General features: G+C 48.6%; 14 protein-coding genes and 1 pseudogene. 8 read left to right on the top strand and 7 right to left on the bottom strand.

Features of this window, described 5'->3' with window-relative positions; genetic code table 11:
• Positions 1 to 107 precede the first annotated feature (107 nt).
• Complete coding sequence (locus DW915_RS14190) at positions 108 to 1415, top strand: O-acetylhomoserine aminocarboxypropyltransferase/cysteine synthase family protein (RefSeq protein WP_118742333.1); 1308 nt, start codon at positions 108 to 110, stop codon at positions 1413 to 1415.
• A 175-nt stretch (positions 1416 to 1590) separates the two neighbouring features.
• Positions 1591 to 2022, top strand: a complete 432-nt coding sequence (locus tag DW915_RS14185; protein ID WP_117813096.1) for an RrF2 family transcriptional regulator — start codon at positions 1591 to 1593, stop codon at positions 2020 to 2022.
• Between the two features lie 75 nt (positions 2023 to 2097).
• Here DW915_RS14185 and DW915_RS14180 read toward each other — a convergent pair whose 3' ends face one another.
• Positions 2098 to 3051, bottom strand: a complete 954-nt coding sequence (locus DW915_RS14180; RefSeq protein WP_118742332.1) for an Rpn family recombination-promoting nuclease/putative transposase — start codon at positions 3049 to 3051, stop codon at positions 2098 to 2100.
• Between the two features lie 285 nt (positions 3052 to 3336).
• On the opposite strand from DW915_RS14180, the gene DW915_RS14175 reads away from it, so the two are divergent.
• On the top strand, positions 3337 to 3963 hold the full coding sequence (locus DW915_RS14175) for a GntR family transcriptional regulator (RefSeq protein ID WP_055221835.1): 627 nt from the start codon (positions 3337 to 3339) through the stop codon (positions 3961 to 3963).
• Positions 3964 to 4059: 96 nt separating this feature from the next.
• Here DW915_RS14175 and DW915_RS14170 read toward each other — a convergent pair whose 3' ends face one another.
• The 3 genes and pseudogenes from DW915_RS14170 to DW915_RS16615 all read right to left on the bottom strand — a co-directional run.
• On the bottom strand, positions 4060 to 4302 hold the full coding sequence (locus DW915_RS14170) for a helix-turn-helix transcriptional regulator (RefSeq protein WP_278309011.1): 243 nt from the start codon (positions 4300 to 4302) through the stop codon (positions 4060 to 4062).
• A gap of 140 nt (positions 4303 to 4442) precedes the next feature.
• The gene (locus DW915_RS14165; RefSeq protein WP_118742331.1) at positions 4443 to 5351 is read right to left on the bottom strand and encodes a ribokinase; all 909 of its coding nucleotides are present in this window, start codon (positions 5349 to 5351) and stop codon (positions 4443 to 4445) included.
• A gap of 41 nt (positions 5352 to 5392) precedes the next feature.
• Positions 5393 to 5578, bottom strand: a pseudogene (locus DW915_RS16615) (DUF6783 domain-containing protein); the annotation flags it as partial.
• Here DW915_RS16615 and DW915_RS16610 point away from each other — a divergent pair.
• The gene (locus tag DW915_RS16610) at positions 5504 to 5662 is read left to right on the top strand and encodes a DUF6783 domain-containing protein (protein WP_416388260.1); all 159 of its coding nucleotides are present in this window, start codon (positions 5504 to 5506) and stop codon (positions 5660 to 5662) included. The pseudogene DW915_RS16615 and the gene DW915_RS16610 sit on opposite strands and share 75 nt — an antisense overlap.
• Before the next feature lie 8 nt (positions 5663 to 5670).
• Here the strand turns inward: DW915_RS16610 and DW915_RS14160 are convergent, their stop codons facing one another.
• The gene (locus DW915_RS14160) at positions 5671 to 6963 is read right to left on the bottom strand and encodes an L-cysteine desulfidase family protein (protein WP_117813094.1); all 1293 of its coding nucleotides are present in this window, start codon (positions 6961 to 6963) and stop codon (positions 5671 to 5673) included.
• Between the two features lie 435 nt (positions 6964 to 7398).
• Between DW915_RS14160 and DW915_RS14155 the strand changes: the two genes are divergently transcribed.
• Positions 7399 to 8928 carry an alpha-N-arabinofuranosidase gene (locus tag DW915_RS14155; protein WP_118742330.1) on the top strand — a complete coding sequence of 510 codons (1530 nt, stop codon included), beginning with the start codon at positions 7399 to 7401 and terminating at the stop codon, positions 8926 to 8928.
• Between the two features lie 60 nt (positions 8929 to 8988).
• On the opposite strand, the gene DW915_RS14150 is transcribed toward DW915_RS14155, so the two are convergent.
• Both DW915_RS14150 and DW915_RS14145 read right to left on the bottom strand, forming a co-directional pair.
• The gene (locus tag DW915_RS14150) at positions 8989 to 9291 is read right to left on the bottom strand and encodes an AzlD domain-containing protein (protein ID WP_330410127.1); all 303 of its coding nucleotides are present in this window, start codon (positions 9289 to 9291) and stop codon (positions 8989 to 8991) included.
• Complete coding sequence (locus tag DW915_RS14145) at positions 9281 to 10024, bottom strand: AzlC family ABC transporter permease (protein ID WP_022462149.1); 744 nt, start codon at positions 10022 to 10024, stop codon at positions 9281 to 9283. The genes DW915_RS14150 and DW915_RS14145 overlap by 11 nt, the downstream gene beginning before the upstream one ends.
• 407 nt (positions 10025 to 10431) lie before the next feature.
• Here DW915_RS14145 and ispE point away from each other — a divergent pair, with 407 nt between their 5' ends.
• The 3 genes from ispE to DW915_RS14130 all read left to right on the top strand — a co-directional run bounded on the left by ispE (position 10432) and on the right by DW915_RS14130 (position 13691).
• Positions 10432 to 11313, top strand: a complete 882-nt coding sequence (gene ispE, locus DW915_RS14140) for a 4-(cytidine 5'-diphospho)-2-C-methyl-D-erythritol kinase (RefSeq protein WP_118742329.1) — start codon at positions 10432 to 10434, stop codon at positions 11311 to 11313.
• Complete coding sequence (locus DW915_RS14135; RefSeq protein ID WP_243033842.1) at positions 11300 to 12013, top strand: GntR family transcriptional regulator; 714 nt, start codon at positions 11300 to 11302, stop codon at positions 12011 to 12013. Before ispE ends, DW915_RS14135 begins: the two co-directional genes overlap by 14 nt.
• A gap of 145 nt (positions 12014 to 12158) precedes the next feature.
• Positions 12159 to 13691, top strand: a complete 1533-nt coding sequence (locus DW915_RS14130) for a spore germination protein (RefSeq protein ID WP_118742328.1) — start codon at positions 12159 to 12161, stop codon at positions 13689 to 13691.
• Positions 13692 to 13694: the final 3 nt, after the last annotated feature.

Below are 13694 nucleotides of genomic sequence, written 5' to 3'. Positions count from 1 at the left end.
CAAAACGGAGCCGCTTCGCAGCAGGGGACAGACAGAATGACGACCGGTTCCGACAAATAATAGAAAAACGAAAATAAAAAAGACAATCAGAACAGGAGAATAAAATCATGAGCAAAAAAACAAGAGCAGAAAGAAATCTTAAATTTGAAACCTTACAGCTTCACGTAGGACAGGAAAATCCGGATCCGGCAACCGGAGCAAGAGCAGTGCCGATTTATCAGACATCTTCTTTCGTATTCAATAACTCCGATCACGCAGCAGCAAGATTCGGACTCCAGGATGCAGGAAACATCTACGGCCGTCTGACCAACCCGACCGAGGACGTTTTCGAGCAGAGAATGGCAGCACTGGAAGGCGGCGTTGCAGCACTTGCAGTAGCTTCCGGAGCAGCAGCCATCAACTACACCATCATCAACCTGGCGCAGAAGGGCGACCACATCGTATCTGCAAAGAACATCTACGGTGGTTCCTACAACCTGCTGGCACACACACTTCCGCAGTACGGAATCAGCACCACATTCGTTGATGTATTCAATCTGGATGAGGTCCGCGCAGCCGTTCAGGAGAACACAAAAGCCATCTACATCGAGACCCTCGGAAATCCGAACTCTGATGTTGTCGATATCGAAGCACTTGCAAAAATTGCACATGAGAACAAGATTCCGCTGGTTGTCGATAATACCTTCGCAACTCCATACCTCGTTCGTCCGATCGAGTACGGCGCAGACATCGTTGTTCATTCCGCAACCAAATTCATCGGCGGCCATGGAACTACTCTTGGCGGTGTGATCGTAGACAGCGGTAAATTCGACTGGGAGGGATCCGGAAAATTCGCATCCCTGACCGAGCCAAACCCGAGCTACCACGGCATCAGCTTCACAAAAGCAGTTGGACCGGCTGCATTCGTTACAAAAGTACGTGCCATCCTTCTTCGTGATACCGGAGCAACTCTTTCTCCGTTCAACTCCTTCCTGCTTCTGCAGGGACTTGAGACTCTGTCTCTCCGCGTAGAGCGTCACGTTGAGAACGCACTGAAAGTTGTAAAATATCTGGAGAGCCAGCCGCAGGTTGAGAAAGTACATCATCCGTCTGTATCCGATGATCCAAAGCAGCAGGCACTGTACGCAAAATACTTCCCGAACGGCGGCGGTTCCATCTTCACCTTCGAAATCAAAGGCGATGCACAGAAAGCAAAAGATTTCATCGACAATCTGGAACTGTTCTCCCTGCTGGCTAACGTTGCCGATGTAAAATCTCTGGTAATCCATCCGGCAACCACCACGCACAGCCAGTGCACCGAGGAAGAACTGCTGGATCAGGGAATCAAACCAAACACCATCCGTCTTTCCATCGGTACCGAGAATATCGACGATATCATCGAGGATCTGGACGAGGCATTTAAGGCAGTTCGGTAAGAAGTAAGAAACAGGTTATAGTAAAATAAAACGTACGCCTCTGGCACAAGGTTTCGTGTCAGAGGCATATTTTTTCAATTACAGGAAACTTCGTTGAAATTTCCTATTTCCTATTGATTATGTAGAGAATGTGGGATACAATAAATTATAGGATAAAGATTCGGAGGAAATGTGAATGAGAGTTTCAACAAGAGGACGATATGCGCTGCGCTTAATGCTGGATCTGGCGATGAACAACACCGGAGAGCCGGTGCGCCTGAAAGATGTGGCAAAGCGGCAGGAGATTTCCGAGAAGTATCTCGAGCAGATCATCTCGATTTTAAATAAGGCCGGTTTTGTAAAAAGCGTCCGCGGCCCGGCAGGCGGCTATTCCCTGAAACGAAAGCCGGAGGAGTACACCGTAGGCATGATCCTTCGGCTGACCGAAGGCAGCCTTGCCCCGGTCGACTGCGTCGAAGACGGCACCGACTGCGGCCGCGCCGACCAGTGCGTCACCGTTCTGCTCTGGAAGAAACTGAACGACGCCATCAACGGCGTCGTGGACAACATCACCCTGGCAGACCTCGTGGACTGGCAGATGCAGAAGGCGAATGAATATGTGATCTGAGATTCAGAGTAAAAGAGAAGGATGTATTGCGGTAACGATTAAAAATATTACTGCAGTACATCCTTTTTGCGTGGTTTATATTTTTTTCATTGCGGCTTCAAATGCACTTTCTGTCATATTCGCCCGAAAAGCTGCATCCTTTATGCTCAGAACTCCATCCCGAACAAGCCCGGTAAGTGCAAACAGAATACCTTCTGTTCTGCCCTCTGCTTTACCTTCCTCTCTGCTGTCCTGCATCATGTCATCAATTGCTTTACACATGTCTACTTCCTCCACTTCTTCTGAAAGATCTAAGGTTATGTTTGTGATTGTCTGAATTACTCTGGCGGCGTTTATTTCTAACATCATTCTTGTATTATTTCGGATAAAGGAAGACAGTTTTTCTTTATCCTTTGAATACTTAATACAGCCGAGCACTTCCCGCAGACTGGTTGAAAATTTTTCGAGTTCGTCTGGTTTAAGCGCTGCCGGATCGATGAGATGAATTTTGTAGTCCTGAATGAATGTCCGCATTTCTTCCAGCGGAAAATCCATCATTTCATGCAGGGAAGTAGCGCCATCCCATGGATCCGCTCCAAAATGAAGCACAAGAGTGATGACTGGCCGGAGTTTGTCTGCTTTGTAGAAGCCTGACAGAAATTCTGCGCGTGTCGGTGCTTTCTTTTCTTTTACATTTTGTGCTGCAATTGCTGCAACCGGATTTCCATATTGCAGAGCATCATAAATCATATTTCGGACAGGCATTGCATAATGTATCTCCGTCTGGTTTTCGATTCCAAGCAGAAGATAATCCGCATTCTCATCCTCCATAATAACAGTAGCCTTTAAAATGTCCCGGTATTTCTGAACGGACTCGTTTTTGTTGTTTTTCCCTTTTGCGATCAGCTGCACCAGTTCCGTTGTGTCAAGCTCCTGCAGCTGTTCCGGCTGAATCACCTTTTTTCCATTGAAAATCAGGTAATTAAAAGCGTCCGCAAACACAGTGTTTTCACGCATGAATGCTTTTGTAACAGTGTCTTTTTTACTCATTTGTTCCTTACCTTGTCCTTTCCGCTTATCCACTCTTCCGGGAATTTTTAAGGTAAGAATCCTTCTGAAACCTATTCGATTTTGTTCTAATACTATATCATATTTGTATTATGTTTGCCACAATGTTTTTCTGAATTTTTTCTAAAACAGGTCTTTGGAAAGCAAAGGCTGGGAAATCGCGGGATCCGGCATTTACAAGTGAAAAAAATTTTGTTATGATAAAAAACAGCGCCGGAAGCACATTTTTGCGGCGCCGAGAATATGAAAAGTGAGGAGTTTTTCCGGATGAAGAAACAGCAGGAAAGTCTCAAAAACATGGTATACCAGGCCATTTTGAACGGCATTTTTACTGATGAATATAAACCGAACCAGATCATCAACGAGCAGGAACTCGTGCAGAAATTCGGCTGCAGCAAGACACCGATCCGTGAAGCGCTGGTAACGCTCTGCAACGAGGGAATTCTCCGCAGCTTCCCACGCTTCGGCTATCAGGTCGTCAGCGTATCCCGCGAGGAGGCACAGAATATCCTGGATTTCCGTCTCGTTCTTGAAGGCGGATACCTTCGCCAGTCGATCGGAAACATCACCGAAGAAAACCTGGCGGAGCTCGCCGAAATCGACGAGAGATGCAAGCAGAGCACCGACAGCGTCTGGGATCACTGGGAGGCAAATACAGCATTCCATCTGAAGATGATTTCCTTCTCCGGCAATGCTTACGCATATCAGGAGCTTGAACGCACCATGAACGTCTTAAAACGCGCTTACGCCCAGTTTTACTGGCAAACCTGGTCCAACGTAAACCCGGCACTGGACATTGCGCATCATAACGATATTATGCAGAGCATCCGGGAGAAAGATCTGGAGAAGACGCAGAATTATCTGAAAGAGGATCTGGCGGATTTTTGCGGGTAAGAAATGAAACAGAGTGCATGGGAACGAAAAAATCCCAATACACTCTGTTTTTTTGCGCGCTGGAGACCTTTTTCAGGCACGCTCCGGTGCTCGTGATTATCCATGAAAATGCTTCTCCCGATACTGCTGCGGTGTCACCCCGCTGCTTTTCTTGAACTGCCGGTAAAAGTAGGAAACGTTTGCGATTCCGATCTGGTCACAGATTTGCTGGGGGGAGAAGCTTGTGGTGGCAAGCAGGCGTTTTGCGGCTGCCATGCGTTCATCCATAATGTAGCTGCTGAGCGACGCTCCTGTTTTCGTACTGAAAATGTGGGACAGGTAGTCCAGGTTCATGTGGATTTCCTCGGCGATGGAGGTGCGGCCCAGTTCAGGATCGGAAAGATGCGAACGGATATGAATATCTTGGTATACTGATCTTGTTTCGTGCGAATACTATATCAAATTTGTAGTATGTTTGCTACGCCGATTTTCTGAATCTTTTATAAAGAGTCCCTGACTTCCGCAAGCGTCGGAATCGATGTGCTGGCGCCCTTTTTCCCTACCGCAATCGCAGATGCCATGGCGGCAGTCTTGAGTGCTTCTTCCGGTGTTTTTCCGTTTATGATTTCACCGACAAAGTATCCGGTAAAGGTATCGCCTGCCGCTGTGGTATCAACGGTTTTTACCGGGAAAATGCCCTGTGCGCAGCGTTTGGTGTGATAGCCATACATGGAACCTTCTTTGCCGAGGGTGAGCACAATTTTGCTATCCGGAAATTTGTGAACCAGTCCGTTCAGCAGAGCAGTGCCATCCGCGTTTTCAGCAAGGGCAGCACCCGTTTCTTTTAAAATTGCAGCGGCCTCAATTTCGTTCAGAATCAGATATTCGGCCTTTTCGAGCGGCATCTGGAAAATCTTTGCATTGACGGGTGAGGGGTTCAGCACAATGTGCATGCCTTTTTCGTACGCGCAGTTCATAAGATAAGGGATCTCACTGATCTCATTCTGCAGGACCAGATAGTCGCCCGGTTCAGCGAAGGTTAATATATGATCCACATCCGCTTTAGTAATGGCCTGATTTGCACCGCCGAAGAGGATAATACAGTTTTCACCTTCCGGTGTATTCTGAATGATCGTGTGTCCCGATGATCCTTCTTTTTTCAGAACAAGATCCGTGTGAACACCAGCATCTTTCAGCGTTTCCAGCAGCGGAGCAGAATCCTCCGCCCCAACAGCGCCGGCATGCCACGTTTCCAGACCATATTTTGCAAAAGCAATCGCCTGGTTCAGCCCTTTTCCGCCGCTGAAAATCTGCCGGTCATCCGCTAAAAGCGTCTCGCCGGGCTGGACAAAATGATTGACGGAGTAGACGTAATCGATATTTAAAGAACCGAAGACTAATACTTTCATAGATACTCTCTTTCTGCTTCCTGTTTATTTTACAGAATCCGTCACAAGGAAGACACCATAGCTTTTCGGAAGCGGTAAAGCCAGTACATAGATTCCTTGTACTTTATCATAATGCAGAACCTCCGTTTTTTCAAATCAAAATCAAAGCCTGTTTGAAAAAGTCTGTTAAAAAGGTTTTCCGCAAAATGTGTGTCACAATTTACGGGAGATTTTGCCCGGATGAGGGCATCGTAGCGGTTTTAAGGGTGGATAGAAAGAGCAACATAAAAAAGCCATCTGTGCAAGTCTGCCCAGATGGCTGTCAAGCGTAATACTTTTGTTATTTACAAACTTCGTCAATATCCACACGGTCGATCATAATATTCAGGATCTCCGTATCGGTATCTTTCATGCCGACTCTTCCGATGTATCCCATACTCTTGATCGTATCCTCGACATCTTCCCGCACGATACCTTCTCCCGGCTGGAAGCTTCTGTGGTGCTGGCCCATGTAATGAGCCAGAATTGCGGCATCAACAGCGGATGCGATTTTTGCTGCACAGGAGGATTTTGCTCCGTCGCAGACGATACCGCCGACGTTTCCGATGGTGTTGACGATGGTCAGGCTGACATCCTCATACGATCCGCCGGAAAGATAGGTGATGGCAGCTCCTGCGCCGCAGCCTGCGCTGACGGCACCGCAGTAAGCGGAAAGGCTACCAATATATTTTTTCTGATGAACGGCGATCAGATTGCTGACAACGAGTGCGCGGTACAGTTTATCCTGAGAAACGTTCCATTCTTTTGCAAATTCAATAACAGGAAGAGAAACGGTCATACCCTGGTTTCCGCTGCCGGAATTGATGACAACCGGAAGGGAACAGCCGCTCATACGTGCATCGGAACCGGCAGCTGCGCGGGCACGGGCACGGATTTTAACGTCATTGCCATAATCATTCAGAAGGGTGCGGCCTACCTGTGCTCCGTACGGATGATTCAGGCCTTCATCGGAAATCGCAGAGTTCATGGTGATCTGACGGTCAAGAATGTCTTTGACATCTTCGATTCTTACTGTATCGGCAAATTCGAGAATGTCTTTGACATTCAGCACGCTTTTATCTACATATTCCGGAGAGTCCTCATGTGCGGCAATCTGGTAGAGCACTTCGCCGTCCTTTACAATGCGTGAAATCAGTGTATGGCGGTTGACAATGGTAACCTCCGCACTATGTTCCCCGGCAATGACTTTTGCAACGATATAGAGATTTTCTACACCTTCCTTTAACGTACAGGTGCAGAATCCCTGCTGTACCAGCTCTTTTGTCTTTTCGATGTCTGCTTCGGTTACGTCCTCAAGAACCTCAAGCTCACGATCTGCCCGTCCGCCGACAACACCGAGTGTTGCCGCAACATCAATTCCCTTCAGTCCGTTGGAATTTGGAACCTTAACGCCTTTTACATTTTTGATAATATTTCCGCTACAGCAAAGTTCAATCTTCTCCGGCATCTGTCCGAGTACCTCGTGTGCTTTCGCAGCCGCATAGGCAATCGCAATCGGTTCGGTACATCCGAGGGCCGGAACAAGTTCGTTCTTTAAAATCTTTACATAACTGTTGTATAATTTCTGATCCATTGAAGTTCTCCTGTGTGTTTTTTATCCGGATAAACAATAAGTTTTGCATACTATCTGGTTATACTAATGATATATCACTGATAATATCAGATGTCAAGCATAGAATTGCATCTTCCCAGGCTACAAGACTGAATTTGCGGAATGCTTGTTCTTCTTCGGCTGTTATAGCCCGCGTGAACAGTTCTCGTCGCAGGTTTTGTTTCGGAAATTCTTTTCAGACACACGTTGGGATTTTCCGGCAACACGTTGTATTTTTTTTCGACATGTCCTATACTGAAATATATAGCAAAGACCCAAAATAATACGCAAAAGGCAGTATTGCAGAGCGCGAATTACAAGGAGCCGATGGGAAGGCGTACCAGAGTATGATAAAAATCTGTGACGCAGTAATTCGCGCTTTGTGGTGCTGAATTTCTTACAGGGGAGGAAGTCTGTATGCAAAAAATTACGTTTCGAAAATTAATCGGAGAGAACTATATTTACCCGGAGCTGCAGGGACACTTTATAGAATTTCTTGGTTCTTGTATTTACGATGGCATCTGGGTCGGTGAGGATTCGGAGATTCCGAATTATCATGGAATCCGCAAAGATCTTGTGGATGCGTTTCAAAAGCTGCATCCGCCGGTGATCCGCTGGCCGGGCGGATGCTATGCGGATGTTTACCACTGGAGAAACGGTATCGGACCAAGAGAGAACAGGCCGGTTACTTATAATGAAAATTTTGGTACATTTGAAACCGATCCGAATCAGTTCGGTACGCACGAGATGATGGAATTCTGTGAAATGATCGGCGCAAAGCCATGGTTTAATATCAACATGATGACAGGTTCTCCGGCAGAGATGCGTGAATGGATGGAATACTGCAACAGGCGAGAATCCACAACACTTACCAGAGAGCGGAAGGTAAACGGACACGAAGCGCCGTTTCAGGTAGAATACTGGGGTATTGGAAATGAAGTCTGGGATGGCGGCGGAAAAATGACGCCGCAGATGTATGCGGATGAATATCGGAAATTTACATCGTCCTGTCCATCCTTTGGATCGGGCGATCAGGCATTTCCGCCAAAATGCATTGCCAGCGGTCCGGATGGCAACAAGCCAAAAGAGCGTGTTGCGTGGACGAAAGACTTTTTCAAGGAGATGGGAAAATACCGTATGCCATCGCTTTACGGCTATGATCTCCATTTTTACAACTGGAATCTGAAACAGCTTCAGACAGAGAAAAAGTTCGATGAAAAACAGTGGTATGACGTGATCAATGGATGCAAAGAGCTGGAAAATGTCATTCACGAGCAGCGCCGCCTGATAGACGCCGGTCTTGAGACACTTCCGAAACCGGAGGGTCCGTTCCAGGCGGCACCGAGAAAATGTGAACTGATTGTCGGTGAGTGGGGCAACTGGCACAGCAGTGCATTTAATGCGCGCCCGGCGCTGTATCAGCAGTGTACGATGCGCGATGCCGTTACAACTGCACTGACGCTCGACATCTTCCACCGCAATACCGGGGATGTGCGCATGGCATGTGTGGCACAGTCTGTCAATGTCCTGAATTCCCTGTTCCTGACGGATGGTGAGCATTGTATTCTGACACCAAACTACGATGTGTTCGATATGTATCAGGTGCATCAGGGTGCGTATACGCTTGGCTTTGAGGAAAAGAACAAAGATCCTGAGGTCTGCATTTTTGCCTCGATCAAAAATGATGATATCTACGTCAATCTCGTAAATACAAGTTACAGCGAATCAAAGAAAATCGAATTGAAATTCAAACAGTGTCCGGAATTTGTTGAGGCCAAAACACTGTACTCCAAAGATCCGCAGAACTACAACGATGCGAAACATCCGAACCGAGTCCGCTGCAAAGAAGGAAAAGCACCTGCACGGGAAAAAGACTCCTTCCAGATTGCACTGCCGGCGGCTTCGGTCAGCGTTTATCATTTCAGAAAAACAGAAACAGAAAAGTAATACATATAAAACGGGCCGCCCCGGGGAAAAGGATTGTTCCCACAGGGCGGCTCATTTCTATTACAAAAACAATTCAATCACAAACACCACGGCACAGCATGCCACCGAAACCTGAAACAGGCTTGCACCGAACCATGCGGCTGCGATGCCGACGACAAGCGCGAGTGCGCCGGAAACAGGGCTCTGTGTTGCATGGACAATCGCCGGGAAGGTCATGACGGACAGCGTCACGTATGGAACGTAGTACAGAAACGACTGAATAAACTGATTTTTAATCGGCTTCCGAATCAGCGTCAGCGGCAGAATCCGGATTGTGTAGGAAACCAGAGCCATGACGGCGATATAGATATAATTATTGTACATCAGCATTTTCCTCCTCTGTCTTTACCGGGAACAGGATAGCTCCGGCGCAGGAAATCAGAACGGTGAGCAGAATCGTTCTGGTTCCGTCGGAGAGAGTGGAGATGCCCGGGAGATAGCTGCAGATAAAGCTTAAGAAAAAGCTGACGGCAACAAGACCCGCTACCACACGGCTCTTTCGCGCCGGGGGAATGATGATTGCAAGGAACATGCCGTACAGCGCCACGCTTAAGGCACTGACAGCGCGCAGCGGCAGCAGATTTCCGGCAATAATACCAAGAGCCGTGCCGATCGACCACGCGGGAGCAGCGACGAGAATGGCACCGTATGTATAATACGGATTCAGCCAGCCCGGGCGCGCAATTGTGATGCCGAACAGTTCATCCGTCACATCGTAACCAATGAGAAAACGGTGGAAAAACGGCGTGTCCGGTGAAAAACGCTGGGCAAGCGCGCAGCTCATCAGAAGATACCGCGCATTGGCGATGAGCGTAATGATAGCGACCTGCAGATAGCCTGCGTTGGCGGCAATCAGTGTAAAGGCAGCGTATTCTCCGGCGGAAGCATTGTTGAAAAGACTGGCGAGAAAGCCCTGAAAAGGACTAAGACCTGCCTTACGCGCTGCAATGCCGAGCGAAAACGAGACCGCAAAATAGCCAAGCCCGATCGGAATGCCATCGCGGATTCCGTTGACCAGAACCTGGCGGGAAAATGAATAAGATCTTTGTGAACTCATAAAAAGCTACTTCCTTTTCTTTCGCAGAAGCTAGAGCATGTCTGAAAAAATCATTTCCGTAATCTGAGATTCGCAGCTTACGAAAAGTTTTTTTCAGACATGCTCTGGCTTCTGACAAAAATGTTGGGGTCAAGAGATCAAAAATCCTCTTGCAAGCGAGCTTGCACCGGCTTTTTGATCTTTTGCCCTGATATCTGATGAAAATTATAGCAAGTTTCGACAGGTTCGTAAACTCTTATTTTGCTCTTGTTCGTTTCCATTAGCCACCGCTTACGCCTGCGTTTCTAAGTCTGTTGAACTGAATTGTATAAAATTATGTACAAAAACAGAAGATAAAGCTTGAAAATAGAAGAAAAATCCATTAATATCTATGTATACAAAAAACATTACCGAAGGTGGTGCCTACGATGAAACTGCGTGCGCTTGCAAAAATAAATCTTGGTCTTGATGTGACCGGAAAAAGAGAGGATGGTTACCATGAAGTCCGCATGGTAATGCAGACGATCCAGATGTACGATCAGCTGGAAATAAAGGAGAGCAAAGAACCCGGAATAAGGCTTACAACCAATCTGCCGTTCCTTCCGTGTAATGACGGAAATCTCGTATACAAAGCGGCCAAGCTTCTGATGGATGAATTTGATATCCGTCAGGGCGTTGATATGAACCTGACAAAATTTATCCCGGTAGCGGCCGGCATGGCGGGCGGAAGCTCGGATGCGGCAGCAGCACTGGTAGGAATTAACCGCATGTTTCAGCTTGGTCTGACCAAACGCCAGCTGATGGAGCGGGGTGTGCAGATCGGAGCGGATGTTCCGTACTGTGTGATGCGCGGTACGGCGCTGGCAGAAGGAATCGGCGAAAAGCTGACATCCCTTCCCGGCGTACCGATGTGCTACGTGCTGATCGGAAAACCGGGCATCAATGTTTCGACGAAATTTGTCTATGGAAACCTGCATCTTGATGCGGTGACGGAGCATCCGGATATCGACGGCATGGTAGAGGCGATCCGAAATCATGACCTGTACGGCATCACGGACCGCATGGGAAATGTGCTGGAATCCGTGACGTGTCCGGCGTATCCGGTGATCGATGAGATCAAGGCACAGATGATGAAAAACGGTGCGGTCAATGCGATGATGAGCGGCAGCGGCCCGACCGTATTCGGCATTTTCGACGATCCGGACAAGGCAGAATTTGCCCGCGATCAGTTAAAAATAAGCGGACTGTCGAAACAGACATTCCTGACTACAGTATCAAAACCGGGAGGTACAAAGTATGGCAAAAAATGAGTTAGACCTGCAGATGGAGGATTATCAGTACCTTCCGCTCCGCGATGTCGTGTTCCGCACACTGCGCCAGGCGATTCTGCGCGGGGAGTTAAAGCCGGGTGAACGGCTGATGGAGATCCGGCTGGCAAATCAGCTTGGCGTTTCACGTACGCCGATCCGTGAAGCGATTCGCATGCTGGAATTGGATGGCCTTGTAATCATGGTGCCGCGAAAGGGTGCACAGGTGGCGCAGATCACGGAAAAAGATCTGAACGATGTGCTGGAGGTGCGGCTCGGACTCGAGGAGCTGGCGGTAAAACTGGCGTGTCAGCGGATTACAGAGAGCGAACTGCAGAAGCTTTATCAGGCATCGCGCAGCTTTGAACAAATGCTGGAGACAACAGAGACGGATGATCTGCAGAAGCTTGCAAAGGCAGATGTGGCATTCCATGATGTGATTTATCAGGCGACGAACAACGAGCGCCTGATTCAGCTGCTGAACAATCTGCGGGAGCAAATGTACCGTTACCGGATTGAATATTTAAAGGATGTAAAATCCCGACGTTCCCTGGTCGAGGAGCACGATGCCCTCTATGAACGTATGAAAAATCGGGATCTTGCAGGCGCACAGAAGATGATCCGCGAGCATATCGAGCGACAGCAGGAGAGTATTATGCAGACCGTACATCACCAGAGCATGACGGGTGTAGAAGAAAAATAAAAGCGTATAAAATTTCGAAAAAGGAACATTCTGTTACAGAGTAAAAAAATCGTGACAGAATGTTTTTTTATGGAATTTTGCAGAGTATATTTCTCCAGATGGTTTTTCGGAAGCTTTCAAAAGGAGGAGAAGGAGGGACGCAGGCATGGAAAAAGAGAAGACGCAGATTTCACTCACACTGGCGGAAAATGAAAGCGTGATCCGTACATGGTGTGAAAATTGCGATGATATTCAGATCCGCCCGATGAAACTCGGCAAAACGGGCGGAACCGGTGCGCTGCTGATCTACGTAGAAGTGGCGGTGAGCTGCGTTATGTTGAAGGATTCCGTGATCGGGAAGCTGTTGAACCGTCTGATGGAGGTTCCCGAGGCAGATATCCCGGGGGTTCTCTCGGAAAATCAGCTCGGAATTTCGGATGCACTGGAATTTGACACTATGGAAGCTGCGTTCGCTTCCATGCTTGCGGGAAATGCAATTCTTTTTGTGGATCATTATGACCGTGCAGTCAAGATCGGATCGAAGGGTTATCCAAATTTAGGAGTGCAAAAAGCGGAGTCCGAAAAAGTGCTGCGCGGCTCTAACGAAGGTTTTTCCGACTCTGTCAAAACCAACACGGCACTCGTCCGCAAGCGTCTGCGGACCACCGATCTGAAAGTGGAGGAGATACATTTTGGTGCGCGTTCTGATACGGTTCTGGCTCTGGTGTATGAGAAAGAGCTGATTTATCCGAAATTTCTGGAAGAGGTAAAACAGCAGATTGCCGGCTGGGAGGTGGACGGCGTTTTTGACAGCGGCATGGTCGAGCAGCTCTGCGAACCGCAGTGGAAATCGCCGTTCCCGCGCTTCGAGACGACCGAACGGCCGGACCGCGCGGCGATGGAGATTCTGGACGGAAGAATCCTGCTTTTATGTGATAATTCCCCGGTCGGGATTCTCTTCCCGGCATCATTTGACAGCTTTTTAAAGGTCAGTGAGGACCGGTATCATCATTTTCTGATCGTCTCATTTGAGCGGCTGCTGCGGTATGCGGCGGTCTTTCTCACCCTGTGGATTTCGGGCGGATACCTGGCTGTCACGGGCTTTCACACACAGGTGCTTCCGACCAAACTCCTGCTGGCGTTCGCCGAAGCGCGGAAAGGCGTTCCGTTCCCCGGCATTCTGGAAATTCTTCTGATGGAATTTGCTTTTGAACTGATCCGCGAGGCCGGTGTGCGCATGCCGGGGCCGCTTGGCGGGACGATCGGAATTGTGGGCGGGCTGATCATCGGAGATGCAGCGGTTTCCGCCAATCTGGTGAGCCCGATGACCGTCGTTGTGGTTGCGGTTTCGGCGCTCTGTTCGCTGGCGATTCCGAACGAAGAGTTTGGTGCGCCGTTCCGGCTGCTGAAGTTCGGCTTCATTTTGCTCGGCGGATGGCTCGGCATTTTCGGCATGGTGCTCGGCACGTTTCTTCTCGCGGGTCATCTTGCCGGGCTTACGAGTTTTGGCATTCCCTATCTGATGCCGTTCGTCGGGAAAGGACTTGCGGGCTACCATGCGCCGAAGGATTCCGTATGGCGGCCGCCGCTGCATCAGATGCGGGAGCGGCCGGTCTTTACAAAGCGCAATCAGAGAGTGCGGCTGCGGAAAAACAGAAAAGCTGCGGAGCCGGAAGAAAAACAGGAAAGGGGAGAGTGACGC

Source organism: Blautia sp. AM42-2, from assembly GCF_003480245.1.
GTDB classification, from domain to species: Bacteria; Bacillota; Clostridia; order Lachnospirales; family Lachnospiraceae; genus Fusicatenibacter; species Fusicatenibacter saccharivorans.
This window is presented reverse-complemented; position numbering and strand designations above follow the sequence as displayed.

Coding starts and splice junctions, on each gene's coding strand:
- DW915_RS14145 (WP_022462149.1), bottom strand. CDS start 10,024: ATGAGTTCACAAAGATCTTATTCATTTTCCCGCCAGGTTCTGGTCAAC.
- DW915_RS14180 (WP_118742332.1), bottom strand. CDS start 3,051: ATGAGTAAAAAAGACACTGTTACAAAAGCATTCATGCGTGAAAACACT.
- DW915_RS14155 (WP_118742330.1), top strand. CDS start 7,399: ATGCAAAAAATTACGTTTCGAAAATTAATCGGAGAGAACTATATTTAC.
- DW915_RS14165 (WP_118742331.1), bottom strand. CDS start 5,351: ATGAAAGTATTAGTCTTCGGTTCTTTAAATATCGATTACGTCTACTCC.
- DW915_RS14130 (WP_118742328.1), top strand. CDS start 12,159: ATGGAAAAAGAGAAGACGCAGATTTCACTCACACTGGCGGAAAATGAA.
- DW915_RS14190 (WP_118742333.1), top strand. CDS start 108: ATGAGCAAAAAAACAAGAGCAGAAAGAAATCTTAAATTTGAAACCTTA.
- DW915_RS14185 (WP_117813096.1), top strand. CDS start 1,591: ATGAGAGTTTCAACAAGAGGACGATATGCGCTGCGCTTAATGCTGGAT.
- DW915_RS14175 (WP_055221835.1), top strand. CDS start 3,337: ATGAAGAAACAGCAGGAAAGTCTCAAAAACATGGTATACCAGGCCATT.
- ispE (WP_118742329.1), top strand. CDS start 10,432: ATGAAACTGCGTGCGCTTGCAAAAATAAATCTTGGTCTTGATGTGACC.
- DW915_RS14135 (WP_243033842.1), top strand. CDS start 11,300: ATGGCAAAAAATGAGTTAGACCTGCAGATGGAGGATTATCAGTACCTT.
- DW915_RS14160 (WP_117813094.1), bottom strand. CDS start 6,963: ATGGATCAGAAATTATACAACAGTTATGTAAAGATTTTAAAGAACGAA.
- DW915_RS14150 (WP_330410127.1), bottom strand. CDS start 9,291: ATGTACAATAATTATATCTATATCGCCGTCATGGCTCTGGTTTCCTAC.